The 26,466-nt window shown below is 62.6% G+C and carries 19 protein-coding genes and 2 pseudogenes; 8 read left to right on the forward strand and 13 right to left on the reverse strand.

Annotated features, from left to right (window positions below; all coding sequences use genetic code 11):
• Positions 1-39 precede the first annotated feature (39 nt).
• Entirely contained in the window at positions 40-774 is a 735-nt protein-coding gene (locus tag BKP54_RS12750) for a L,D-transpeptidase (RefSeq protein ID WP_057221919.1), read from the forward strand.
• Positions 775-829: 55 nt separating this feature from the next.
• Here BKP54_RS12750 and BKP54_RS12755 read toward each other — a convergent pair whose 3' ends face one another.
• The 10 genes from BKP54_RS12755 to BKP54_RS12800 form a co-directional block, all read right to left on the reverse strand.
• Positions 830-1,624, reverse strand: a complete 795-nt coding sequence (locus BKP54_RS12755) for a L,D-transpeptidase (RefSeq protein WP_025429358.1) — start codon at positions 1,622-1,624, stop codon at positions 830-832.
• Positions 1,625-1,703: 79 nt separating this feature from the next.
• Entirely contained in the window at positions 1,704-2,675 is a 972-nt protein-coding gene (locus BKP54_RS12760; RefSeq protein WP_057210110.1) for a murein L,D-transpeptidase family protein, read from the reverse strand.
• Between the two features lie 335 nt (positions 2,676-3,010).
• Positions 3,011-3,658, reverse strand: coding sequence for a dihydroxyacetone kinase subunit DhaL (gene dhaL / locus BKP54_RS12765; RefSeq protein WP_025429356.1), 648 nt, complete (start codon positions 3,656-3,658; stop codon positions 3,011-3,013).
• 57 nt (positions 3,659-3,715) lie between these two features.
• A complete protein-coding gene (locus BKP54_RS12770) occupies positions 3,716-5,803 on the reverse strand; it encodes a bifunctional sugar-binding transcriptional regulator/dihydroxyacetone kinase subunit DhaK (protein WP_081788964.1) in 2,088 nt (695 codons plus the stop codon).
• Between the two features lie 283 nt (positions 5,804-6,086).
• Complete coding sequence (gene dhaL / locus BKP54_RS12775) at positions 6,087-6,728, reverse strand: dihydroxyacetone kinase subunit DhaL (RefSeq protein ID WP_025429355.1); 642 nt, start codon at positions 6,726-6,728, stop codon at positions 6,087-6,089.
• Between the two features lie 15 nt (positions 6,729-6,743).
• Positions 6,744-7,736: a dihydroxyacetone kinase subunit DhaK gene (locus BKP54_RS12780; protein WP_084814490.1), complete on the reverse strand. Its 993-nt coding sequence runs from the start codon at positions 7,734-7,736 to the stop codon at positions 6,744-6,746.
• Positions 7,737-7,766: 30 nt separating this feature from the next.
• The gene (locus tag BKP54_RS12785) at positions 7,767-8,540 is read right to left on the reverse strand and encodes an SDR family oxidoreductase (protein ID WP_025429353.1); all 774 of its coding nucleotides are present in this window, start codon (positions 8,538-8,540) and stop codon (positions 7,767-7,769) included.
• 59 nt (positions 8,541-8,599) lie between these two features.
• Positions 8,600-9,586 carry a substrate-binding domain-containing protein gene (locus BKP54_RS12790; RefSeq protein ID WP_025429352.1) on the reverse strand — a complete coding sequence of 329 codons (987 nt, stop codon included), beginning with the start codon at positions 9,584-9,586 and terminating at the stop codon, positions 8,600-8,602.
• 86 nt (positions 9,587-9,672) lie between these two features.
• Positions 9,673-10,677 carry a sugar ABC transporter permease gene (locus BKP54_RS12795; protein WP_084814491.1) on the reverse strand — a complete coding sequence of 335 codons (1,005 nt, stop codon included), beginning with the start codon at positions 10,675-10,677 and terminating at the stop codon, positions 9,673-9,675.
• A 58-nt stretch (positions 10,678-10,735) separates the two neighbouring features.
• On the reverse strand, positions 10,736-12,214 hold the full coding sequence (locus tag BKP54_RS12800) for a sugar ABC transporter ATP-binding protein (protein WP_057210108.1): 1,479 nt from the start codon (positions 12,212-12,214) through the stop codon (positions 10,736-10,738).
• Between the two features lie 301 nt (positions 12,215-12,515).
• Here BKP54_RS12800 and BKP54_RS12805 point away from each other — a divergent pair, with 301 nt between their 5' ends.
• From BKP54_RS12805 to BKP54_RS12830, 6 genes and pseudogenes are all read left to right on the forward strand, one after another.
• Positions 12,516-13,586 (forward strand): HlyD family efflux transporter periplasmic adaptor subunit, encoded by a 1,071-nt coding sequence (locus BKP54_RS12805; protein ID WP_057222813.1) that lies wholly within the window; start codon positions 12,516-12,518, stop codon positions 13,584-13,586.
• Positions 13,586-16,371, forward strand: a pseudogene (gene rbbA / locus BKP54_RS12810) (ribosome-associated ATPase/putative transporter RbbA). Before BKP54_RS12805 ends, rbbA begins: the two are co-directional and overlap by 1 nt.
• Before the next feature lie 2 nt (positions 16,372-16,373).
• The gene (locus tag BKP54_RS12815) at positions 16,374-17,486 is read left to right on the forward strand and encodes an ABC transporter permease (protein ID WP_057209922.1); all 1,113 of its coding nucleotides are present in this window, start codon (positions 16,374-16,376) and stop codon (positions 17,484-17,486) included.
• A gap of 3 nt (positions 17,487-17,489) precedes the next feature.
• On the forward strand, positions 17,490-17,705 hold the full coding sequence (locus BKP54_RS36470) for a hypothetical protein (protein ID WP_057222815.1): 216 nt from the start codon (positions 17,490-17,492) through the stop codon (positions 17,703-17,705).
• Positions 17,699-17,971: pseudogene (locus tag BKP54_RS36475) on the forward strand (phosphoketolase); the annotation flags it as partial. The gene BKP54_RS36470 and the pseudogene BKP54_RS36475, both read left to right, overlap by 7 nt.
• A gap of 266 nt (positions 17,972-18,237) precedes the next feature.
• Positions 18,238-18,735, forward strand: coding sequence for a pentapeptide repeat-containing protein (locus tag BKP54_RS12830; protein WP_198956834.1), 498 nt, complete (start codon positions 18,238-18,240; stop codon positions 18,733-18,735).
• Between the two features lie 154 nt (positions 18,736-18,889).
• On the opposite strand, the gene BKP54_RS36480 is transcribed toward BKP54_RS12830, so the two are convergent.
• The 3 genes from BKP54_RS36480 to BKP54_RS37095 form a co-directional block, all read right to left on the reverse strand.
• Positions 18,890-19,144 (reverse strand): hypothetical protein, encoded by a 255-nt coding sequence (locus tag BKP54_RS36480; RefSeq protein WP_057222818.1) that lies wholly within the window; start codon positions 19,142-19,144, stop codon positions 18,890-18,892.
• 116 nt (positions 19,145-19,260) lie between these two features.
• On the reverse strand, positions 19,261-19,782 hold the full coding sequence (locus BKP54_RS35045) for a hypothetical protein (protein ID WP_128090408.1): 522 nt from the start codon (positions 19,780-19,782) through the stop codon (positions 19,261-19,263).
• 309 nt (positions 19,783-20,091) lie between these two features.
• Entirely contained in the window at positions 20,092-20,226 is a 135-nt protein-coding gene (locus tag BKP54_RS37095; protein WP_280951638.1) for a hypothetical protein, read from the reverse strand.
• Between the two features lie 353 nt (positions 20,227-20,579).
• Here BKP54_RS37095 and BKP54_RS12845 point away from each other — a divergent pair, with 353 nt between their 5' ends.
• On the forward strand, positions 20,580-26,453 hold the full coding sequence (locus BKP54_RS12845) for an alkaline phosphatase D family protein (RefSeq protein ID WP_158071691.1): 5,874 nt from the start codon (positions 20,580-20,582) through the stop codon (positions 26,451-26,453).
• Positions 26,454-26,466: the final 13 nt, after the last annotated feature.

The raw sequence follows: 26,466 nt of genomic DNA on the forward strand, positions 1-26,466 counted from the left end.
CAACTCTCTCCTCGCATACATCCAACCCGGAATAAAAAAGTGTCTTTTCAATTGTCCCGCCGATCACTGCTTGCAGTGGTCGCAAGCTCTATTTTGAGCGCCTGCACACAGGTCCCCAAGCCCGGTCTCGAGCCAAATGCCGCCGACAAGACCAGCAAGCACGTCATCACCCCGCCAGAGAAGGCCCCGATCGAGCTTGAGCGCAAGGATGAGCCGGCGCCAAAGCTCGATTACGCCCAGATCTACGGTCCGGTCAAGGACGAGGGCTATGATGTTCCGGGGGTGCAGTTCGATGCGATAAAGCCGGAATTCCTGCGGCAGGAGGTCGCCTATGCGACCAACGAGCCGGCCTATTCGATCGTCGTCGATACGCAGAAGATGTTCCTCTACTGGGTGCTGCCCGGCGGCAAGGCGATCCGCTATGGCGTCGGTCTTGGCGCACAGGGACGCGCCTGGAAGGGCAGGGCGGTCGTGCACTGGAAGCGCAAGTGGCCGCGTTGGACGGTGCCGGACGACATGGTCGCGCGCCAGCCGCACCTGAAGAAATATGGCATCGAGGCGGGCGGCATGGATCCGGGCCTCAGCAATCCGCTCGGCGCGCGGGCGATGTATATCTTCCAGGATGGCCAGGATACGCTCTACCGCATCCATGGGTCGCCGCAGTGGCGCTCGATCGGCAAGAACGCTTCGGCCGGTTGCGTGCGGATGCTGCAGCAGGACGCAATCGACCTCTATAATCGCGTCCGGGGAAAGACGCCGCTGCTCGTCATCTGAGGCCAGCTGTCGACCGTGGGAGCGTTGAATGCTCCCACGGTCGACAGCGCCGGTCCTAATAAATCGGCGGGGGTGCGCCGGGGATGCCGCCTTCGCCAGGCAGGAGATTGTCCTGCGGCTGGGCCGGTGTTTGCGCCGCCATTCCGCCGCCCGAAAGGTCCGTCACCACGACCGGCGTGCCGTTCGGCACGCGGTCATAGAGATCGACGACGTCCTGGTTGATCATGCGCACGCACCCCGACGACACCGACTGGCCGATGGTCCACCATTCCGGGGAGCCATGGATGCGGTAAAGCGTATCTTCCCCGTTCTGGAAGATATACATCGCGCGGGCGCCAAGCGGGTTCTTCAACCCCGGCTCCATGCCGCCGGCCTCGATGCTGTACTGCTGCAGTTCCGGCTGGCGTGCGACCATTTCGTTCGGCGGTTTCCAGCGCGGCCAAGGCCGCTTGTACTGGATGACGCCGCGACCGGCCCAGGCGAAGCCGGCCCGGCCGAGGCCGACGCCGTAGCGCATCGCCTGGCCGTTCTCATAGACGCGATAGAGGAAATGGTTGCCGACATCGACAACCAAAGTGCCGGGCCGCTCGCCCGTCGGATCGGGCACCATCTGCCTGTAATATCGCGGGTCGATCTTTTCGTAAGGGATCGCCGGCAGAGGATAGGTTTCTCCCGGCCGTTCGCCATACATCTCGGAGAGCACGGTGTTGGCGGCGGGCACCGGTTCCGGCGCCGGGGCGTATTGCTGTGCAACCCGCTCGCGCGTCGAGCCGCACCCCGCCAAACCGAGCACCGCCATGCCGGCGGAAAGCTTGAGGAAGGATCGGCGGCAGACGTCACGTTGCGGCATGGGGAACCTCAATTACCTGTGTTCGGTGACTACCGGGGGAATGGCGCATCTAGCGCTGCTCATCTCCCGCCGCCACCGATCACAGGCCGGCATAGGGATCTGCCAGCGCCGCGTCCGGTCGGCTAATGGGGTATTTAGTTCCCGAGATCTTGGCGGCCAGCTTTTCAGCGCCGTTTTTCTCAAGCAGCGTCCGGAAGCTTGGATGCATGCCGCCATCGACATAGGAATTCACCGGAGCGGGCGTCTGATTGGCGACTATGCCCGCGACCTTGGCGTCTTCCGTTTGCAGCCTTGCCATCAGCCCGGCGTCCGATGTTGCCGTGGTCGCAGGGCAGGCGCCAAGCGGGTCGGTCGGCTCGCCGTTGGCAAAGTCGGTGTTGAAGACGTAACGACCGCCACAGACCGAAACCTTCGGCTGGCGCTTCGTCGCTTCAAAGATGTCGTAGCCTTGTTTGATGTTCTTCCAGAAATTGAAGTTCGGGTCACCGCTGTTCCGCGCCATATTCGTTGCCGTCATGCGGAACGGATAGGCCTGCACCTGGAATTGCCCCTGACCGCCCGCGAGCGCGCGCTGGACGACGGGATAGATTTCTCCGACCCCCTGGTCCGTCAGCGCGTAGCAACCGGATGACGAACAGGCACCATGCACCATCAGCGCCTCACCGGTGTAGCCGAGAGCCTGCTCGAGCCGGTTGGGGTAGCCGAGATTGAACGACAGATAGAATTGCGACTTCGGATTCAGCATGCGGGCGGACACGTGGTAAAACCCTTCCGGCGCCTGGCGGTCGCCCGCCTTGGTCTTCGGCCCAAGCTTTCCAGACCAACGGCACATCGGATAGGTTTTGAGGAGCGCATACTGCCCGGATTTGTTCTGTTTCCAGATCTCGAGTTCGCTTTCCTGCTTGAAGATGCGAACGAGCACCGGGCTTTCCGGCTTGGAGCCGTTCTTGGCCATGGCGCCGATCAGTTTCGCCGGGATCGGCGGCGGTGCACGAACTTCGTCAAAGGCTGACATGCAGCCGGAAAGGGCGATGGCGATCGTCGCGGCCATCGCGGCGCGCCGGGCGGGCTTCGTCTTGCCCAGGAATTCGCCGGCGTTTGCGGGCGAAAGGGAAAGAAGGTGTCTCGTTATGCGCCGCATGCGGGCTCCTTGAAATGGCGACCGGACCATAAAACCTCTAGCGGCTTTAGCTGCAAGCGCTTGCCGCTGGCTTTCGTCTGTCGGCAGTTCAATAAAACTTGAACGCCGGACATCCCCACTGCTCACCAGCCTTGGCATGTGATGGTAAATTTTGTCCAAACAGCGGCATCACGTGCGCGTTACTCGCGAACACAGGTTCGCGTTACTCCCGAACCTCGGTTGCGGCTGTTGGTCGGCGCCGCGCGCTAGGCCGCCCTGTTGAGCGAAGATGCCATGGCGCGCAGGATCACGACGGACGAGGCGGCTCCGGGATCGACATGACCAAGCGAGCGCTCGCGCACCCTTGCGGCGCGTCCCTTTGTAGCGATCATCGAGCGCGTCGCGTTGGCGCCGGCCTCGGCCGAAGCGACAACGTCGCGCCAGAAACCGTCAGCTCCCTTGTTGTCTGCAAGGGCTGCTGCGGCGGCATCGGCTGCCGGCAGCCAGGCGTCGAGCATCGTCTTGTCGCCGCGTTGTCCCTTGCCGCGCTCGCGCATCCCCGAACCCATGGCATCGATGATGGCGGCGCAGGTGGCGAGATCGAGCTCCGTCTTGCCGGCGACGGCTTGTGCGGCGCGGCGAAAGGCCGTGGCATAGAGCGGTCCGGTCGAGGCGCCGACGGCATTGAGGAAAGCGCCCGCCGCCGTCGCCATGACGTCGGAGATCTGGGCATGGTCGAGGTCGAGCTTGGCCAGTCCGGCCTTCACCGCCAGGAAGCCGAGCGACATCGTCGTGCCGTGATCGGCATCGCCAATGGCGCCGTCAAGCTCCGACAGATGATCCTTTTCGGCTTCCACGGCCTCGGAGATCGCCTGAAACATGCTGACCAAGCGGCGCGCCGCATTTTCCGACATCACTGTCCTCCCAGAACGCCCGGTACCCATGCTTGACCATGGGTCCCTGACGGAATGCTAATTGATACGCAGGAAAGCCGTTTCGCAAGGGTGATGCAGCAGATCGGTCAGTTCCTGGTCGAGATGGAGGATCGAGATCGATGCACCGACCATATCGAGAGACGTGCAATAATGGCCGATCCAGTTGGCTTCAATCTCTATGTTCTTGGCGGCAAGGCGCTGCGCAACCCGCCGGTAAAGGATGTAGAGTTCCATCAGCGGCGTCGCGCCGAACGAATTGATGAGCACGGCGACACGATCTCCGGCCGAAGCTTTCATCTCCTTGAAGATGTTGTCCATGATCGCATCGGTGATGTCGTCGGCCGGCTTGATGTGCTCGCGGGTCACGCCGGGCTCGCCGTGGATGCCCATGCCGATTTCCATGTCGTCGGGGCCGATCTCGAAATTGTGGCGTCGGGTCTGCGGCATCGAGCAGGGCTCGAGCGCAACGCCGACCGTATAGGTGCGAAGGTTGGCCTTCCTGGTCACGGCCTCGCAGGCGTCGAGAGAAAGTCCCCGATCGCAGGCCGCACCGGCGATCTTGAAGATGAAGAAATTGCCGGCAACGCCGCGCCGACCCTCGCGATCCTCGATCGGCGAGGAGGCGATATCGTCCGTGGTCAGGACGGTACGGACCTTGATGCCCTTTTCCTCGGCGATCTCGGCTGCCATCTCGAAGTTCATCACGTCACCGGCGTAGTTGCCATAGACGAAAAGCACGCCCTCGCCGCCCGATGCGGCAACCGCACATTGGACGATCGGATCAGGCGGCGGCGAGGAGAAGATGTTGCCGACCGCCACGGCGTCGGCGAGGCCCTTGCCGACATAACCGAGGAAACAGGGTTCATGGCCGGTGCCGCCGCCGATGACGAGGCCGACCTTGCCCGGCCGCGGTCCGGTCTTGGCAACGAGCGCGCGATGCGAACCGTTGATCGGCTCGATATAGTCCCGGTGTGCCCTGACGACGCCGTCGAGCATCTCCTCGACAACCTCATTGGGGTTGTTGAGGAACTTCTTGACGTGGGTGCGGTAGGAGCTGGGCGTCTGGGCAAGCTTCGGCCGCTGCGAGATCCTCGTGTCGAGGCCGGTGACGCCGTCTGCCCTGAGGATGCCGTGACCGGTCGCCGCGTCGGTAATCAGCACGTTGGCGTAACCACCGCGCAGCGCCGCAAGCAGCGCCGGAACCTTGTCGAAGCCGCCGGCAACGGCAATGCGCGTGCCGATCCGGCGTAGCATGTCGAGCGAAATCCCAACTGTCCTGTCGTCGAGTGGTCCCGCGACGGGCCGTCCGCGCTCGTCGATGAACCGTCCGGCGACGACGCCGACGGCGCCGGCTGCGAGATAGTGTTGCAGCGAGACCGATTCGAAGAAACCGCTGGTATGGATGGTCGAGTTAGGGCGCAGCGACGAGATGCCGAAGAGGATGCGGTTCGCCTGTGCCAGCGTGGCGAATTGTTCCTGCAGCAGCGGCTCGTCGAGCAGCATCTGCCGCAATTCCGGCGACTTGACGATCGCCGGCGCGGTTATGCCGACGCAGCGCGCAGAGATTGCACGGGCGATCGAAGCGGCGCAGAGCTCCGGCGTATAGGAGAACGCCGCCGTCGTGCCGCCGGTCGCCTGCACCACGGTCGCGTCCTGGAGCGCATGCACATCGGCATGCTCGCCCACCGACATCACCGTGCGTCCCCAGGAGACCGCCAGCGTGTCGCCGGATTTCACCAGCTTCTGCAACGCCATTGCGCCGGCCACGCCGAGCCGGTCGATCAGCGGCCGGGCGTTGTCGTCGCTTGGAACGACGAGACAGTCGGCGAGGCCGAAATGGCGCTTGAGTTCCTGGGCGATCGTGAGCGACGCAAGACGCGCCGGCTCGAGCGAGATGTTGACGATGCCCTTTTCCCGGGCTTCGGCGAGGTAGCTGTTGACGGTCGCACGCGAGACGCCCATCGCATCGGCGATCTCGCCCTGGGTCATTCCGTCTTCGTAGTAGAGCCAGCAGGCCCAGACATAGGGATCGTCACCATAGCGCAGGGGGATGGCGTCCGACGTATCGGTCGCGCCGCTCCTGCTCGCACCGCCCTTGCGTGGTGAGGATGTCTTCGATGTCATCTGGTTGCGTTCGTTCCCTGTTTTGGTTGGTGAACATGGAAGCAACGTCGTGCTTTTGCAACCTTACTGCACCGTTCCTTAGGTCGGGTCTGATCGAAGTGCAGGTTTATACAGTAGATTTGGAATGTCGCGCATTCAGCCATCTGTGCCGGCCGGCACCAGCAGCTGGTATGACTGTCGTCGCGGTGTGCGATCCCGCTGTTTTTGAGCGGGATCGCACCGGCCTTGGGAGGCGAAGGTGTCTGGCGAAGGCACGGAACCGTGCCGTCGCCTTCGGCAGGGGTTACGTCAGGCGTGCGCGTGCGCCCAGCGAAAGTTCCTTCAGGATGATCGCGCAGGAGGTCGCACCGGCGTCGAGCACGCCGAGCGAGCGCTCGCCGAGCCGGCTGGCGCGGCCGATCTTGGCGACGAGGTCGCGGGTCGAATCGCGGCCAGCTTCGGCTGCGGAAACAAGCGCATCGAGCGCCTCGTCGAACGGTTTGCCGCTCGCGGTCGCACCGTCAAAGGCTTCCACGGCCGGAACGAGCGTGTCGATCAGCGTCTTGTCTCCGACCTTGGCCGAGCCGATCGACTGGATGCCCTCGAGGCCGGCATGCAGCATGAGGCTATAGGTTGCCGCATCGATGGCAGGCACACCGTCGAGCTTTTCGGCGAACTCGGTGAACATCACCCCGTAGAGCGGGCCCATGGATCCGCCGATCTCGGTCATCAGCACGGTTCCGAGCGTATCCAGCGCCTCGGACAAGGTTGCCTCCTTGCCCTTCAGCCGATCGGCGGCCATGCCGAAGCCCTTGGCCATGTTGACGCCGTGGTCGCCGTCGCCAATCTTGCCGTCGATCTCGCTCAGATAGGCGCGGTTCTCGATGATGCGCTCTGCGAGCGACAGCACGATCGCGCCTGAGTTGGCGTTGCTAAACGTCTGCATGATGCGCCTCTTTCGTCACAGGATGGTGGTGCAGCGAACCTCGACGTCGAGGAGCGCCTTGAGTTCGTCGTCGAGCGCCAGCACGGTCAGCGTGGCGCCGACCATTTCCAGCGAGGTGAAGTAGTTGCCGATATAGGTCCGGTAGATGCGAAGACCGCGACCGGTGATTTCCTTCTCGATCGTGTCATTCAGGATATAGAGTTCGTTGAGCGGCGTTGCGCCGAGACCAGAGACCAGCACCGCGACCTCGGTACCTGACGCCAGGTTGTGATCGTCGAGCACGATCTGGCACATGTCCTTGGCGACGTCGTCGGCGGTCTTCAGCGCTTCGACGCGTACGCCCGGTTCGCCGTGATGACCGATACCGACTTCCATCGTGCCGGGCTCGATCTGAAAGTTCGGATGGCCGACCGCCGGAAGCGTGCATGGCCCGAGACCGACGCCGATCGAACGGCAATTGTCGATGGCCTTCTGCGCGGTTGCACGCACCTCCTCGAGGCTTGCGCCTTCAGCCGCCTTGGCACCGCCGATCTTCCACATGAAGATTTCGCCGGCCACGCCGCGGCGCTTCTCGCGCTCCTCCGGCGGTGCCGAGCAGACGTCGTCATTGGCAACGACGGTCAGGACGTCGATGCCGTCCTTGGCGGCGAGCTTCATCGCCATCTTCACGTTCATGTTGTCGCCGGCGTAGTTGCCATAGAGGCAGACGACGCCCTTGCCGCCATTCGCTTCACGGATGGCATCATGGAAGCTCTTGGCGGTCGGCGACGAAAAGAGTTCGCCGACGGCGACCGCGTCCAGCATGTTGCGGCCGGTGTAGCCGATGAAGGCAGGTTCGTGGCCGGAACCGCCGCCGGTGACGACGCCGACCTTGCCGGCAACCGGTGCGCCCTTGGCGACGACCACGCGCGGGTTGTCAGCCAGGCGCACGATGTCGAAGTGCGCCTTGACGAAGCCCTTGACGGTGTCCTCGACCACCTCGTCGGGATTGTTGATGAACCTTTGCATGGTGTCTCCTGTAGATGGGGTCGTGCGTCGTCAGAGAATGGTGTAGCCGCCGTCGATCAAGAGATCGGCGCCGTTGATCATGTCGGCTCCCGCCGACGACAGGAACACGGCAGCGGCCGCGATTTCCTCGGGATAGGCGAAACGGCCGGCCGGAATGCGCTTCTTGGCGGCTTCGCCCTTTTCGCCGCTCCAGGCCTTCTTGCCGAGTTCGGTCAGGACGATGGTCGGCGAGATGGTGTTGACGGAGATGCCGTGTTTGCCCCATTCGGCCGCAAAGGTCTTCGACATGCCGATGACGCCGAACTTCGAGGCGCAATAGGCGACATGGTCTTCGATCGCGACGGTACCGGCCTGCGAGGCGAGGTTGATGATCTTGCCGCCCTTGCCGGCGGCGATCATCGCCCGGCCGACGGCCTGGGTGACGAGGAAGCTGCCCTTGAGGTTGATGGCGATGGTCTTGTCCCAGTAGTCGAGCGACAGCTCTTCGGCAGGCGCCAGAAGCGCTACGCCGGCGCTGTTGACGGCGATGTCGATGCCGCCGAAAGCGGCGACCACGCCCGACACGGCCGCATTGACCGAGGCTGGGTCCGAGACGTCGCAGACGAAGGGTCTTGCATCAGCCCCGAGAGCCTCGGCTTTTGTGCGCGCGACATCCTCGTTGATGTCGAGCACCGCCACTTTCGCGCCCTTGGCGGCAAAGGCGCTGGCAATCGCCGCGCCGATGCCGGAGGCACCGCCGGTGACGAGGGCAACCTTGCCCGTCAGCGGGAAATTGAGGTCGATCTGCGGTGTGGTCTCGGTCATGTCGTTTTCCCTCGGCGGTTGGAAAGCGGGGCGGGCAGGCCGCCCCGCTTGAGTTGGCGTTACTTGCGGGCTTCGAGCAGCTTGTCGACGTTTTCGGTCGTGACCGGCGTCCACGGAACGTTGTATTCCTTGTCCTTGCCGTCGTTGAACGGCATGTCCGGATACTGCGCCCAGATGTCCGACTGTGGCTTGTAGTCACCCTTTTTCGCCTGGAAGATCGCGAGGTCGAGCGCGCCCTGTGCCTGCGCGCGGGCATCCTGCAGGATCGAGGTCATCGTGCCTTCCTTGACGGCCGTCAGGGCATCGGTCACGCCGTCGATGCCGGCAATGGCGAAGTCGTCGACCTTGAGGCCGGCCGACTTGATCGCTTCGATCGCGCCGAGCGCCATCTCGTCGTTCTGGCCGATGACGCCGTTGATCTGGCCTGAATGGGCCGTCAGCCAGTTTTCCATCAGGGTCTGGGCTTCGGCGCGCGACCAGTTGGCCGTCTGCTGCTCGAGAACTTTGACGTCAGGGCACTCGGCAAGCGCCTTCTTGTTGCCCTCGAGGCGGGAGATCTGCGCCGACTGGCCGATCGGGCCTTCGATAATGACGACGTTGCCCTTGCAGCCGATCTTGTCGAGCACGGTCTTGGCTTCCATGTAGCCGGAGACGGTGTCGTCGGAGCCGACATAGGCGGTCAAGAGGTCGGAGTTGACGCGGGTGTTGGATCCGACGACCGGGATCCCGGCATCATGCGCCGCCTGAACGGCGGTTGCGCCGGCCTCGATGTCGATCGGCACGAAGATGATCGCGTTGAACTTCTGCGTGATCATCGTGTTGAACTGTTCCTGCTGGACCAGCGCGTCGTAGCGACCGTCAAACACGGTCAGTTCGACTTCGCCACTCTTGACGGCGGGGTGCTCTTCAAGCGCCGCCGACCAGATCTGCATGAATTCGGCATTGAGTCCGTAGGGCGCTGCACCGATCTTGAGCTTTTCCTGCGCGACGGCTGATGACGCGAAGAGGGCCGTGGCGGAAGCCAGGGCGATCACGAGTTTCTTCATGCTACTCCTCCATATTGTGGTTTCCGCGACCTTCATGGCGCACGGATTGGTTCATGGCAGCCGCTCGGCGGCCAATCTCTTAGGGGTCAAAGACCCTGATTGCGTTTCTGGTCGAGCATCACGGCGCCGACGATCAGCGCGCCCTTGAGGACCTGCTGGTAGTAGGATTGGATGCCCATCAGATCGAGGCCGTTGTTCATTACGCCGATGATCAGCGCGCCGATCAGCGTTCCCGTCACCCGGCCGACGCCGCCAGAAAGGCTGGTGCCGCCGATCACGACCGCGGCGATTGCGTCGAGTTCATAGGCGATGCCGGCCTGCGGCAGGGCCGAGCCCGTCCTGGCAGAGAGCATCATGCCTGCAAGGCCCGAAAGACCGCCGGAAATGACGTAGACGAGGAAGCGAATGCGAGTGACATTGATGCCCGAGGTTTTGGCCGCATGCGGGTTGCCGCCGACGGCGTAGATGTAGCGGCCGAAGCGCGTGCGGGTCAGGATCCACCAGGAGGCCAGGAAGACGATCGCCAGCAGGATGACCGGCATCGGGATGCCGAGGATGTTGCCCGTTCCGATCCAACGGAATTCCAGCGTCAGCGCCGGCACCGGCTTGCCGCCGCCATAGATCAGCGTCATGCCGCGCGCCGCAGACAGCATGCCGAGCGTGGCGACGAAGGCCGGAACAGAGAAGCGCGAGACGATGAAGCCGACGATGATACCGCAGGCGACGCCGACGAGAATGCCGATCGCCAATGCGATGAAGAAAGGGTAGGGCGCGCCGGCGATGCCTGCCGTCGCCGAGGTCGTCGCGAAGCTGGCGCTCACCATGCCGGCAAGGGCCACGACCGAGCCGACGGAAAGATCGATGCCGCGCGTCAGGATGACGAAGGTCATGCCGATGGCGAGCACGCCGTTGATCGACGTCTGCAGCAGCACGTTCGAAATGTTGCCCGGCGTCAGGAAATATTCGTTGGAGAGCGAAAGGATGAACGCCAACAGCAGGAAGGCGAGAAAGATGCCGTATTCCTGGATCATCGTGCCGCGGTTTTCGGCATTGAACCAGCTGCTGGACGATTTGTTTTCGATATTGGACACGGTTCTCAGGCCCCTTTGATGTCGGACAAGCGCTTCTGGCGTCGATCTCGCGGGTGGTTCAGGTCGACAGGTGGACGAGCGAACGGGCGTCGGTCGCCCGGCGGTCATAGATGCCGGCGGATTTTCCCTGGCGCATGACCAGGATGCGATCGGACATGCCGAGCACCTCGTCGATCTCCGAGGAAATCATGACAACGGTGCCACCGGCCGCGGTGAAGTCGCAGATGATGCGGTAGATTTCGCGCTTGGCACCGACGTCGACGCCGCGGGTCGGCTCATCGAGCAAGAGCAATCTCGGCTGGCGCAGGAACCATTTGCCGAGCACCACCTTCTGCTGGTTTCCGCCCGAAAGGCCCGAGACCGGCATCGTGTCGCGGGCGGCCTTGATGCCGAACCGGGCGATCATCTGGGCGCTTGCCGCGGCCTCGTCTCGGCGCTTCATGACGAAGCTCGGGCTCATCTCCGGGAGGCTTGCAAGGCAGATATTGCCGCGAACGCTGTCTGCAAGGTTGAGGCCGCTCACTTTCCTGTCTTCGGTGACGAAGGCGATGCCGCTGGCCATCGCGTCGGCTGGCTTGGTGACGTTGACCGGTTCACCTTCGAGCCTGACGTCGCCTTGCGACGGGCGATCGAGGCCGAACAGGCAGTTGAAGATTTCCGTGCGGCCGGAGCCCATCAGCCCGTAGATGCCGAAGATTTCGCCCCTGCGCACCGAAAACGAGATGTCCTCGATTTTGCCCGGCAGCGTCAGGCCCGAAACCTCCAGGCCGATCTCGTCGGTCGGGTCGTTGGTCTTGATATATTCTTCGCCAAGTTCGCGCCCGACAATCATCTTGATCAGGCCCGGGCGGTCGATATCGGCGAGCAGGCCGCTGCCGACATAGCCGCCATCGCGAAAGACAGTGTAGCTGTCGGCAATCTGGAAGATCTCCGACAGCCGGTGCGAGACGTAGACGACGCCCTTGCCTTCGGCCTTGAGGCGGGCAACCGCAGCGAAGAGGTGCTGAGCTTCCTTCTCGCCGATCGCCGATGTCGGCTCGTCCATGAAGATGACTTCGGCTTCATGGCTGAAAGCCTTGGCGATCTCGACCAGCTGCATCTGCGCAACCGAAAGGGTCATCATCGTCTGGGTTGCACGGATGCCGAATTCGAGCCGATCCAGCAGTTGCTGGGCATCCCGGTTCATCTTCTTGAAGTCGATGCCGCCGAAGCGCCCCGAGGGCTCGCGGCCGAGATAGATGTTTTCGGCGACCGTCATATGCGGGACGGGGCTCAGTTCCTGCTCGATGATGGCGATGCCGGAGGCGAGCGCTTCGGCGGGGTTGCCGTAGTGCACTTCCTTGCCGCGGCGCCAGATTGTGCCACCGTCGCGCTGCTGGATGCCCATCAGGATCGACAGAAACGTCGACTTTCCGGCGCCATTGCCGCCGCAAAGCGCATGAACGGAGCCGGCTTGAAGCTCCAGGCGGCCGTCGCGCAATGCAGCAACGCCCCCGAATGATTTCTTCAGTCCTTCAACCTTCAAAAGCGGTTGCATGGTGTCCTCCCACGCTGCGATGGCGATTTTGCCACCATCGATTTCGACAAAAATCACACGATGATCGACATCTGTCAATATCAGCTTTTTACTTTTGATTTTTTCAATCGTCTTTTGTCAAATGGCAGTGCCTGTCTTGAGCCCAATTGACATGAGTCAATGCGATGACCTGCTCCTTCGCGTCTGCTTTAGCGATCCGTTTACGCCGCGGTGACGGTTCCCCGCGCCAGGCCTATTCCCGGTTGTGTTTGGGTGACCGCGGTCTATTGTCGTGGGATGCATTTGAAGGTGGGACGCTGATATGGAAAAAGCCCGGAAGAATTGGCTCGTGATCGGTCTGGTCGTTCTTGCGCTGGCGGGCGGCTACTACGCCTGGCAGAATCTGGATCGCAATGCGCTACCCGCCGGGATCGCCAGCGGCAACGGACGCATCGAGGCGGTCGAGATCGATATCTCGACGAAAACGCCGGGCAGAATCAAAGAGATCATGGTGGACGAGGGGGACTTCGTCACTGCCGGTCAGGTGCTTGCCCAGATGGATACGGTCCAACTGGAGGCCCATAAACGGCAGGCGGAAGCACAGGAGAGGCGCGCCGTCATCGGCGTCGAAGCGGCAAAGAACCTTGTGACCCAGCGCGAGGCGGAAAAGGCGGCAGCCGACGCCGTTCTGGCACAACGCCGGGCACAACTGGACGCTGCCGAGCGGCGGCTCGCCCGTTCCGAGCAGCTCGTCAAGACGAGCACGGTTTCACAGCAGGTGCTCGACGACGACCGGGCGACGGCAGAGGGGGCAAGAGCTGCCGCCAGTGCCGCGGAAGCCTCGCTCGCCGCGTCGAATGCGGCGATCAATTCGGCGAAATCCCAGGTCGTCGATGCCGAAGCCTCGGTCGAGGCAGCCAAGGCATCGGTCGAAAGCATCGTCGCAGACATCAACGATAGCACTCTGGTCTCGCCGCGTGATGGCCGCATCCAATATCGTGTCGTCCAGCCCGGCGAAGTGTTGGCGGCGGGCGGCCGTGTGCTCAATCTCGTCGATCTCGGCGATGTCTACATGACATTCTTCCTGCCGACGGATCAGGCGGGGCGTCTATCGATCGGCAGCGAGGTCCGTCTCGTGCTGGATGCAGCGCCGCAGTACATCATTCCCGCCAAGGTTTCCTATGTCGCCGATGTCGCGCAGTTCACGCCGAAGACGGTCGAGACGGCCGAGGAGCGGCAGAAGCTGACGTTCCGCATCAAGGCGCAGATCCCCAAGGAACTCCTGAAGAAGTATATCCGCATGGTGAAAACCGGTCTTCCGGGCGTTGCCTATGTGAAGGTCGACCCCAATGCTGAGTGGCCGGCGAGCCAGACCGGCACGCTGGTGCAGTGATGGCGGATCCCGACCGGGCCGGCCTGCCGCCGGCGGAGCCCGTGGTTCGCCTGAGCGCCGTCACGCTTTCCTATGGGAAGACGAAGGCGCTGGACGACGTGACGCTCGATATACCCTCGGGCTGCATGGCCGGCCTGATCGGGCCGGACGGGGTGGGAAAATCGAGCCTGCTCTCTCTCGTCGCCGGTGCACGCGCCGTGCAGGGCGGACGCGTCGACGTGCTCGGCGGCGACATCGCCGATGCCGGCCACCGGCGCCGCACCTGCCCGCGCATCGCCTATATGCCGCAGGGCCTCGGAAAAAACCTTTATCCGACGCTTTCTGTTTTCGAGAACGTCGATTTCTTCGGCCGTCTGTTCGGCCACGATCGCGAGGAGCGTAAAAAGCGGATCGCAAGCCTGCTCGAAAGCACGGGTCTGGCTCCCTTTGCGGAGCGTCCTGCGGGCAAGCTTTCCGGCGGCATGAAGCAGAAGCTTGGGCTCTGCTGCGCGCTGATCCACGATCCCGATCTCCTGATCCTCGACGAGCCGACCACCGGCGTCGACCCCTTGTCGCGCCGCCAGTTCTGGGAACTGATCGACGACATCCGCACTGAGCGGCCGGGTATGAGCGTCATCGTCGCAACCGCCTATATGGAAGAGGCGGCGCGCTTCGACTGGCTGGTGGCAATGGATGCCGGCCGGGTGCTGGCAACGGGCACGGCCGGTGAACTGCTTGAAAAGACTGGCGTCGACACGCTCGACGCGCCTTCATCGCCCTGCTTCCCGAGGAGTTGCGGCGCGAGCATCATGACGTCGTCATTCCGCCGCGCCCGGAAGGTGTTGGCGAGGATATCGCCATCGAGGCGAACAACCTCACCATGCGCTTTGGCGATTTCGTCGCGGTCGACAATGTCAGCTTCCGCATCGGCCGCGGTGAGATCTTCGGCTTTCTCGGCTCCAACGGCTGCGGCAAGACGACGACGATGAAGATGCTGACGGGCTTGCTTGCCGCCAGCGAAGGCACGGCAAAGCTGTTCGGCCGCGAGGTTGACCCGCGCGACATGGAGGTCCGCCACCGTGTCGGCTACATGTCGCAGGCCTTCTCGCTCTATACCGAGCTTACGGTTCTGCAGAACCTCGAACTGCACGCCAAGCTTTTCGGCATGGCGGCCGATACCATTCCTGACCGAATCGAGGAACTTGCGGCACGCTTCGACCTCTCAGGCGTGATGGAGGCTTTGCCGGACGCGTTGCCGCTCGGCGTGCGCCAGCGGCTCTCGCTCGCGGTCGCCCTGATCCATTCGCCCGACATCCTCATCCTCGATGAACCGACATCGGGCGTCGATCCCGTGGCGCGTGACAGTTTCTGGCAGATCCTCGTCGACCTCTCCCGCAACGAGCAGGTGACGATCTTTATCTCCACCCATTTCATGAACGAGGCGATGCGCTGCGATCGCATGTCGCTGATGCATGCGGGCAAAGTGCTGGTGAGCGATACGCCCGCCGACATCATGAAGAGCCGCTTGGCAGCGACATTGGAGGAGGCCTTCATCACCTATCTGGAAGAGGCGATCGCCGGGGCGAAGCAGGCGGCTCCCGCGGTAGTTCGGGCAAAGGCCCCCTCGGAGCCGGTCGTCAAGCCTGAGGCCCCAAAGCGGCCCGCCTCGAAATCGGGGTTTTTCGATGTCGGGCGCATGTTCAGCTATACCCGCCGTGAGGCGCTGGAGCTGGTTCGCGATCCGATCCGGGCGACGCTTGCCACCATCGGCACCGTGATCCTGATGTTCGTCATCGGCTACGGCATCAACATGGATGTCGAGGACCTGACCTTCGCGGTGCTTGATCATGACCAGACGACCACCAGCCGCGAATACATTCTCGAGATCGCCGGTTCGCGTTACTTCATCGAGAAGGACCCGATCACCGACTACGCCGACCTCGACCGGCGCATGCGCAACGGCGAACTCAGCCTGGCGATCGAGATCCCGCCGGGTTTTGCCCGCGATGCGGCCCGTGGCGATAAGGTCGAAATCGCCGCCTGGATCGATGGCGCCATGGCCAGCCGGGCCGAAACGGTCAAGGGCTATGTCCAGGGGCTGCATGCCCATTGGCTGACCGGCAAGATCCGCGAACGCTACGGCAATGCGGCAACCACCGGCACCTTCAAGATCGAGACGCGCTTCCGCTACAATCCTGACGTCAAGAGCATCGTCGCCATGGTTCCCGCAGTCATTCCGCTTTTGCTGATGTTGATACCGGCCATGCTGTCGGCGCTCAGTGTCGTGCGCGAGAAGGAACTGGGGTCGATCGTCAATCTCTATGTCTCGCCGGTGACGCGGCTGGAATTCCTGGTCGGCAAACAGATCCCCTATATCGCGCTCGCAATGCTCAACTTCGTTCTGTTGACGGCGTTCGCGATCTTCGTCTTCCGGGTGCCGTTTACCGGCAGCCTCGTGACCTGGACGGTCGCGGGACTGATCTATGTCTCGGCGGCGACGGCGATGGGGCTTGTCATCTCCACCTTCATGGCGAGCCAGATCGCGGCGATCTTCGGCACGGCGATCCTGACGCTCATTCCGGCGATCCAGTATTCCGGCATGATCGATCCGGTCTCGTCGCTTGAAGGGGCAGGCGCATTCATCGGCCAGATCTACCCGACCACGCATTTCATGACGATCGCCCGCGGCACCTTCTCCAAGGCGCTCGGCTTCAGCGATCTTGCCGGCGCCTTCGTGCCGATGCTGATCGCGGTGCCGGTGCTGCTCGCCATCGGCACCCTGTCCCTCAAGAAGCAGGCGAGGTGACGATGCGCCTGTCCCACATCTATCAACTCGGCATCAAGGAACTCTGGGGCCTCTGGCGCGATCCGATCCTGTTGATCCTGATCGTCTATTCCTTCACGCTGTCGGTCTATACCGGCTCGACAGCGATGCCGGAAACGCTCAATCGGGCGGCCGTCGCCATCGTCGACGAAGATCGCTCGCCGGTTTCGACGCGGATCGCCACAGCTTTCTATCCGCCCTATTTCGTGCCCCCACAGATGATCACGCCGGCGGAAATGGACCGGCGTATGGACCAGGGCCTCGACACCTTCGCCCTCGACATTCCGCCGAATTTCCAGACGGATCTCTTGGCCGGGCGTTCGCCGACGATCCAGCTCAATGTTGATGCGACGCGCATGAGTCAGGCCTTTTCCGGCAATGGTTACATCCAGCAGATCGTCACCGGGGAGGTCTCAGGCTTCCTCGATCGCCATCGCAGCGAACAGTCACTACCGGTCGATCTTGTTCTTCGTGCGAGGTTCAATGCCGAGCTGAACAAGGGCTGGTTCGGCGCCGTGATGAACGTCATCACCAACATCACCATCCTGTCGATCGTGCTGACAGGTGCTGCCCTCATCCGCGAGCGCGAGCATGGGACGGTGGAGCACCTGCTGGTCATGCCCGTGACCCCGTTCGAAATCATGGTCAGCAAGGTGTGGTCGATGGGACTTGTGGTGCTGTTGGCCTCGGCGGTTTCGCTGGTCTTCATCGTCAAAGGGGTGCTCGCCGTTCCTGTGCAGGGCTCATTCATCCTGTTCCTGCTGGCAACGGCCCTGCAACTCTTCGCCACCACGTCGATGGGCATCCTGCTTGCGACCATCGCCGGCTCCATGCCGCAGTTCGGTCTGCTGCTGATGCTGGTGCTTCTGCCGCTGCAGGCTCTCTCCGGCGGCATGACGCCGCGCGAGAGCATGCCTGAAATCATCCAGACCATCATGCTTGCGGCGCCGAACACCCATTTCGTCATTCTGGCCCAGGCAGTTCTTTTCCGCGATGCAGGGCTGGACGTGGTCTGGCCGCAGCTCCTTGCTTTGCTGGTGATCGGCGCCATTCTCTTTGCCTTCGCCATGCGACGCTTCCGGGCATTCCTGAAATAGCTCATGCGCCACAAGCCTCCAGCCAAGCGACGGAGGATATGCGCGATCTCATCGACGAGATTCCAGCTCATTTCGACATGCATCGGGTGGAAAACTGCCGGCCATGGTGTCGTTCATGGCGGCGATCGCTTCCAAGGGGCGGTCCGGCTCGACGATGCAAACATCGCGGCGATCGAAAAACTCACCGATCTCGCGCCGCTGCATCAGCCGCAAGGCTGACCTATAGGCGCACCAATCACGAGAATTTCCACGTACGCGGCTTCATCGAGGAAGGCACGACCACGATGCCCTTTGACATGACGGTGCTCAACGAGCTCGACCGTTTTCATCTGGCGCTGGAGGCGATCGCCCGGGTTTCGGGGCTGGCGGAAAAGGTAGCGGGTGTCGTCGTCGAACTTCACGGCAAACTCGACGAGCACCATCGCTATGTCCGCGAACATGGCGATGACATGCCGGAGATCCAGAGCTGGCGCTGGCCGGGCTAATCTTCTCCGGTGCGGTTTGTGCAGGCCGTTGAAGGCGCTGACGGAGTGCTCTACAGCAATAGACCGGCAACGGCAGTCAAGGCCGATGCAAGGGCCGCCATCGTGCGCCAGACGATGCTTGAATTGGGGAAGGGCGGGGGAAAATGGCCGAACGCAAACACGGAGAAGCAGTCCCCGCAACGGAAACCCCCCTTGCGGGCGTAGACTGGTACGGTCTGGATATCTCCGACCGTAACCATAGCCGAACGCTTTTCTCGGATCTTGATATGACCGAGGCAACGAGCGCCGGTGCCGTCTTCAAGGAATGCACCTTCCGTCGCGCCAAGTTCAATTGCTCGCGCCATGAGGGCAGCGCCTTCATCAACTGTACCTTTGTCGGCTGCAATTTCTACGACGTCATCTTCAACGACTGCAAATTCGTCGGCAGCATGTTTGACGGCTGCAAGTTCGACGCGATGAGGGTCAAGGGTGGGAACTGGTCCTTCGTCGGATTGCCGGGCGCGGACCTTCGCAGTGCTGTTTTCGCCGACACGGTCATGCGCGAGGCCGACCTCACTGGCGCGCGTTGCGACGGCGGAACGATGAATGGGCTCGACTTGTCGGGTGCCTGGCTTCACAGCGTCAATTTCAGCGGATGTGATCTGCGCGGTAGCGATATAAGTTCAATCGAGCCTGAAACGGTGACGCTGAAGCGCGCCGTCATCACGATCGAGCAGTCGGTGATGATCTGTGAGGCTTTGGGCCTGGTGGTCCGGGCGTCTTAGAGAGCATTTCCAGGAAAAGGGCGAAGCGGTTTTCCGTCAGGAAACGTGCAAGAACAAAGGGATAGAGCGTTTCCAGAATTCCGCCTAAACCGGAAGCGCTCTAAATCGCCTTCCAACGATTTGTGTGTCGATCGGCAGGCAGGCGGAACCTCGTTTAGTTTCGCGGTTCGCCACTCGGCGCATAGACCGTCTTCTGCTTGAAGGCGAAGATATGGCCGCAGCGGCACCGCATCATGTGTTTGGCAGGATCGCTCGACGGGCGCTCCGTCGAAAAGCCCGTTGGCATCTGGTCGATGAGAAAACCACGGGTCCTGCTTTTCGGATCGTCGTTCTCCGAGGCTTCTGCAAAGCCGGACGCCCCACATTTCGAGCATTCCAGTTTTCTCGAATAACGATCTCTCGACACGATTGTCCCAATCCAAAATCAACTCGGCACCCGGACTATAGGAGGCGAGAGGCGCGTTCAAGGCCGTCGACGGAAAACCGCGCTAGGCTGAGGCCGGGTTGACGGCGGCCTGTTGCCGATCAGACAGTATCCTGTCGGCGCCGCATCTCGGCTGCGATGGTCGCCTCGTCCTGCCGGAGCGACAGGCGCCTGGCTGCGGCAAGACCCTGAGTCCAGGTCGACAGCGCGCGCTCCTTGCTGTCGTCCAGCCAATGCGCCAACCCGCACCACAGCCCGTATTGCGCCGTACCCACCGGGAAGACCCGGCAATAGCGCGAAAGCTCATGCAGAACCTGGCGCTCCCAATGACCCCATTGCTCGTACTCGCGCGATAGCCCCTCCTCCCGGCCGCGAAACAGCACTTCGACGCCGGAGATGCCGATCAGCGCGCTGTGGGAGGAGGGCCGGCGCATGGCGCGCAGCAGACGAAGCGTGTCGACGGCGGCCTCGACGCTTTCTGCGTGCCTGCCGATGCGGGCGAGCGCCAGCGCCAGCGCACCGCGCGCCGATATCTGTGCGGCAAGATCGACGGAGCCGAGCATGGCCGAGGTGATCAGCCTGAGCACCTCCACCGCCTCGCGCGGTCGATCCATGTGCAGCACGCAGAGCGCCTTGCAGCGCAGGGCCCATATTTCCTGCTGGATGTTCCGGCGTTCTGGGCCCGCGATAAAAGCGTCAGCGCCGCAGGCTCTAACGCGCTCCAATCTCCGCGATAATAGAGCGACCAGAAACGGATGCCCTGCGCATTGCACCAGCGCAGCTGTCTCCGGCGCTGAGAACGAGCGTCCGAGAACCTCGCCGCCCCGGCTGCAGATCTGTTCGGCGCAGCGGGCGTAGGAGAGCGTGAGCAGTTTCGGGATCTGGTCCAGGCCGTCCTGTCCGCGCCGGGCCAATTGTTCGACGAGGGCCGTTTAGCGCGACACATCCACGAACAGCACCGCGGCCGGAAATGCGACGGCTGCCGGGCGGTCGCCATTGGCGCCGTGGATCCTGCCGAGCAGTTCCAGCGGCAGGAAGCCCTCCAGGAGCGGATCGTTTTTTCCCATGACTTCTTTCTCACGGCTGCAGAAAGACGGAGGAAGCGCCGGGGCGCCCAATTCGCTCACACGATGGGGTGAGGAGCCTACTACTTCTGGATTAGTGGTTCCCCTCTCACGTATCTGCAGACTTTCGCATATAATTCACCCGGCGCTAAGAGGGGGGCGTCAACCTCAGTCGAAATCAGGACATGGGTCGGAAGGGCCAATGCGGCGCTTTGTGCTCATGTACAACCCAAGGTTAAGTCGATATCTTCTGGCTTCGACGCATGAAATGGATGCGAGCATATTTTGCGGGCGTGGAAAGACCGGAAGAAAGGCGGCTGCGACCGAGGGTGGCGGCACATCTGGTGGAGAACTCTGTGCAGAGAAGCGACATTGGCAAAGGCAGATCGCAGACCGACAAAGGATCGGAGGCCGTCATCGACGAGGCGTTGCGGCAGCTTGCCGGAGAGGTCGGCATGAGCGACCTCGACACGGAATCGAAAACGGCCTGGATATCGCAGGGATTCGAACGGTTGGTCGATCGTGTTCGCAAGGCGCCCGCCAATGTGCACTTCGATGTCCTGATCATCGGCAGCGGGTATGGCGGTGCCGTTGCCGCATCGAGCTTCGCCGGTCGCATGCATGAGGGCAGGCCGATCTCCGTTGGCGTGCTCGAGCGCGGGCGTGAATATCTGCCAGGCTCGTTTCCGACAGGGCTTGGTGAATTGCCGCGCCATATTCGCAGCGACAACAACAAGGAGGGCCTGATCGACATAAGGATCGGTGCGGAGGTCGTTACCGTCGTCGCCAATGGCGTGGGCGGCGGCTCGCTGATCAATGCCGGGGTCATGGAAACGCCGCTGCCAAGCATATTCCATAGGGGATGGCCAGCGGCCCTCAAGGACCTCTCGGTCTGGAAATCCTATTTCGATCGCGCCCGTGATCTGCTCGGCAGCACCATCATGGGCACCCCAAACACCATTGCAAACCATGTTGATGGCGTGCCGCAAAAGTTTCGCTCCGTTCGCTCCATCGCCCCGGACGGCAATTTCCGCCCCGCCTCGATCACGGTCGCGATGAGCGACACCGTCAGTTCGGGCAATGTACGCCTTAACAAATGCGTGCGCTGCGGCGATTGCGCCACCGGCTGCAATGGGGGTGCGAAGAACTCGCTCGACGTCAATTTGCTGGCGCGGGCACACGAGTACGGTGCGGAAATTTTCAGCGGTGCGACCGTGCTGACCATCGCCAGGGATGGCGAGGCGGGCTGGATCGTCAACAGCGTCTACACCGACGCAAAATTGCGAAAGCGCGACGGCGGGACGGTGCCGATCAGGGCGCGCAAGGTCGTGCTTGCCGCCGGTACTCTCGGCTCCAGCGAAATCCTGATGCGGTCACGCGGATTGGGCCTGCAACTGCCCGACAAGAACCTCGGAACACGGTGCTCGACCAATGGTGACATGCTGGTTGCCGACTATGCCACTACAGCCACTGTCAACACTGTCGCGGATGAAACGGTCAAACCCTCGGCCCGGGCGATCGGGCCGATGATTACCGGCGTGATCGACTTGCGTGCCTCCGCCGGTGTCATGATCGAGGAAATGTCGGTGCCGGCCGCCCTGCGCATCGCCTTTGCCGAGGTTTTTGCCACGCTCAATACGCTGCACGGCCTCGCCAGGCATGACGGCAGCCGTCACCGGCCGGGGTTTCCGGATGACGATATCTACGCAGTGCCGCCGGCACGCATCGGCCACTCGGCCCTCTACGCCGTCATGGCCGATGATGGCGCGGCGGGCCGGATCGAGCTCGACGGCGATCTCATCGCGACCGATCGCGACGGCATCGCGCGGATCCGCTGGGACAAGCTGCAAGGCCTGCCGATCTTCGACAAGGAGATCGAGGCGCTCGCGGCGCTGACCAAGAACTCAGGTGGCCGCCTCATCCCCAATCCGGTCTGGAAACTGTTGCCGGCCGATCTGACCTGGCTGCTCAAAGACCAGCGCGGACCGTTGGCAACCGTCCAACCGCTTGGCGGATGCGTGATGGCCGATACCGGCGCGGACGGTGTGGTCGACCATCTGGGGCGCGTCTTCACATCGGCGGATTCCGATGCTGTGTATGACGATCTCGTCGTGCTCGACGGATCGATGATTCCAACGGCCCTTGCAACGAACCCTGCCTTGACGATTACCGCGATCGCGCTACGCGCGGCCGAAACGTTGGCGGACGAGTGGGGCTATGCGGTGGCCGAAGCCCGGCCCATGGGTCCACCACTGGTTCGTCCGGTCTTTCGCAGCACCGACGTCGCCGCACGGGCGCAGTCGAGCGAAGTGGAAATCACCGAACGGCTTGTCGGCCCCATTCGCCTGACGCCCACTGATGGGGTCGAGGAAACCCGGATCGTCGAGCTGACCATGCGGTTTACACCGACGAGACTTGGACAATTGACGCCGAACAATGGCGGACATCCGATCCTTCGTGTCGCGACCGAAGTGCCGGATCGCGCCATCAGAAGCCAGATCCGGATCTTCCCTCGGGAGGTCTGGGAAACGCTCGAGACAACCTGGTTGCCTTTGCATGTGAAGGAGCAGCGACTCGACGCCGCCGTCGAGTTCAGCGCGCCGATTTCCGGCAGCCTCAGGATATTCGAGCGGCAGGAAAGCACGTTGCTTGGGCGGGTGTGGCGTGCCGGCAAGGCGTGGACGCTGAACCGGGGCCTTCGCGACGGCTACCAGGCTCTTGTCGATGGGGATGACGGCCCCGGTATCTGGTCGCGGCTTAAATCTGCTTTTGCGATCGCCAGCCGCTCCGGCGAGATCAGGGCGCTCAGCTATGATCTGACCATTGGGCCACGGGACGTCGGCGGCAAGATCACGCTTGCTGGCAACCGTATCGTCGGCACCAAGACCTTCACCTATGAGAGGCGCTGCAACCCCTGGCGCCAACTCATGGAGGTGAGGCTCGACAGGTTTCCAGGCCTCAGCGCTGACAGCGGCGAGCGCGTGCTGAAACTCGATGTCGGCTATCTCGCGCGGATCGGCCTGCCGTTATTCCGGATCGTCAATCAACGCGATGGCGCCAACACCATCGGCGAATTGCTGACATTCTTCGGCTTCGTCACGCGGCTTCTGCTTGGTCTGCACATCTGGAGCTTTCGTTCTCCCGACCAGGACAAGCGGTCAAGCGAGGCGATCGTCAACCGCCTGCCGCCGACCACCCTGAAGCTGCCTGGCGGCGCATCGATCACCGCCGAACTGCACCGCATCGCGCTTGCGCCCGAACGGCCGGATGGCGGAGGCAACGACATCCCCGGCGAAGTGCGGCTGACGCGCTATCGTCATCCCAACACCAAGAAGCGGCCGCTGGTGATGTTCCACGGCTATAGCGCCAGCGGCACGACGTTTGCGCATCATGCGGTCAACCCCAACTTCGCCAGCCATTTCTGGTGCACCGGCCGTGACATCTGGATCGCCGATCTGAGAACCAGCGCTGGTCAGCCGACCGCGACGCAGGCCTGGAGTTTTGACCAGATCGGCAATGTCGACGTGCCGGCAGCCCTGAAGACGGTGGCGGCGACGTCGCCGGACGGAACGGTCGACGTGATCGCCCATTGCATGGGAACCGTCGTTTTCAGCATTGCGGTTTTGAACGGCCATGCGACCGGGCTCGTCAATCGCGCGGCGTTCACGCAGGTCGGCCCGCTCGTGGTCTTCGCACCGGCCAACATCTTTCGCGCCTATGTCGTGCGCTATCTCATCGATTTCCTGCCGGACTGCTACAGCTTCAACCCGAAGGAGCCGACACTGGCCGACGATCTTCTCGATCGGCTGCTTTCGACACTGCCCTATCCCGTCGAGGAATTCGACGTCGAAAATCCGCTATGGCCGACGAAACGAACGCCCTGGACGCGGACGCGGCACCGCATGGACGCGCTTTACGGTCGCGATTTCAACGTGCGCAACATGGAGCCCGAGATGCTGCGCTATATCGACGAGCATTTCGGTCCGCTGAGCCTGTCGACGGTGTCGTCGACACTGCATTTCGTGCGCTATTCGACGATGACGGACTTTCATGGGCGCAATCGCCTGGTCTCGCGCCAGAATCTGGAAAAGCACTGGTCGTTCCCGACCTTCAGCGTGCATGGGGCGGAAAACGGCCTGTCGCACGTCTCGACCGTTGATCGCATGCGCCAGATTTTTGGCGATGCTGGTCGGGTCTATAGGCCTCCCTTCGTCAACCCGGGTGCGGGCCATCAGGATGCTCTGGTGGGAACGACGCGTCATGCGACCTTGCAGCAGATCCAGCAGTTTCTCGACGCCGACATACCGACGGGTGTAATCAAGGCCGACAGCGAAAAAGTGGTCTATCCGCCCTGGATCGGTCCGATCCTCACTGAAGAGCGCCCGAAGACGCCGGCGCTGGTGATCCGCCTTGGTTCGGCGCCCTCGCACCGGGCGACGGAAGCCGCATTGTTGCTGCGCATCCGGCTGGTCAACGAACGTATCTGTCGACCGGATGATGCGGCGAAGCCCTGGGATATCCAATATCTCATCGAACACCTTGTGGCCTATACCTCCAAGGCGCTTGAAGACGATGGCTGGGACGCATTCGAAGCCCCGCTGCCGGCCCGCATGCCGGGCAACGCTGGTGCGGGTCGCGGCAATGCGCTTCTGGTCCTGTTGGTCTACGACGAGGATGCGGCGTTGGCGGCACCGGACCTCGATCATGAGGAGCCACCGCCGCCGCTTGAACCCATTGCGGCACCACCGCCGGTGATCGTGCTGCGCGAGACCGCCGCTCCGCGTGATCCGATTGCTGGTCCTGGCGGCGGGCTGTCGTTGCCGACCTTCGATTTCGACAGGCATCTGGCACAGCCCGGCCGTGCCGGGCAGGGGCCAGCCTACGGCTATTTCGTTGCCGATATCGCGAAGAAGCAGATGCGCCGGCTGGATCCGACAGGTGCGGGCAATGCCGCGAGCAAGCAGGCGATCGCCTTTGCCTTCAGTCGATTTGAAGAAATGGCCGTCGCTGTGGAGCGTGCGCTCGCCTTTCCCACTCCGAATACAAAGCGGCAGGGTTTCATGCAGGCAGCGCCTCTTCCCGTTGTCGAACAGGATTTCGACTTGAGGGACGGCGTCATTCCCTACGATCCGCCGGTGCAGCCGCCCCTGGAACCGACGCCGAACGGCACCAGTTTTACGCTGTCGTCGTGCCAGTATCCGGCCGGATTTCTCGACGAGGCCGTCGCCTACCATTCCTATCGCCGCATCGGCGAGCGGCTCGAGGCCAATGTCGGCATCAAGCCGCGCTTCGCGCTTTTCGTCGGCGACCAGGTCTATGTCGACCCGACAGCGGGCCTTTATGACCCGACCCGGCGGGACGATCGATATCGTCTGCCCTATGAAGCCTGGCTCAACCAGCAAAGCGTGCGCAACGTGCTGCGGAAGATCCCGTCCTTCATGCTGCTTGATGATCATGAGATCGACGACAATTGGGAGCCGATTTCCGATCCCGACGACGATGACAACGCCGAAAAGGTGACGCGGGGCATCGAAGCCTACAGGAAGTATCAGCGCGGCATGCATGCCAAGCTCGAGATGTTCGATTTCGACGGCTTTCATTTCTTCATGCTCGACACACGGACGCAGCGCACACACCGCAAGGTCGGCGACGGTCTTAGGACGGCGGCGATGATTGCGCCGGCGACGATGGACAGTTTGAAGCAATGGCTGTTGCTGGCGCCCGCACCGAAGTTCGTGGTGTCGCCGGTGATGTTCCTGCCGCGGCATCGGCGCGCCATCCAACGCGACCGCAGCCTGTCGTGGACGAACCTGAGTGCGCTGCATTCCGACGGCTGGGACGGTTATCCCAACACGCTTCGCGAGGTGCTTGCCTATATCGCCGAGAACCGGGTCGAGCATGTGGTGTTTCTCTCGGGCGATGAACATCGAGGCTGCATCGCCACCGTCGATCTATGCGATGAGGATGGCTCTCTCATCACTCGTCTACACTCGATCCACACGGCGGCGATGTTTGCGCCCTATCCCTTCGCCAACGGCATCGACGAGGAGATCGTCGACAGCGAGGCGATCGAGATCCGAAATGGTGCGAAGACCTACCGCTGCGTCGTCAATGCAACGCGCCCGGCGGCTGGAGACGGGGCGACATTTCTGCGTGTGCGTGCCGCTGCAGCCGGTTGGGAACTCGATTGCGAGTTCGGTGACGGTGCGATCCAGACACTGACGATCTGATCGCTGGACGCCT

The sequence above is a fragment of the Ensifer sp. 1H6 genome, assembly GCF_001976035.1.
GTDB classification, from domain to species: domain Bacteria; phylum Pseudomonadota; class Alphaproteobacteria; order Rhizobiales; family Rhizobiaceae; genus Ensifer; species Ensifer canadensis.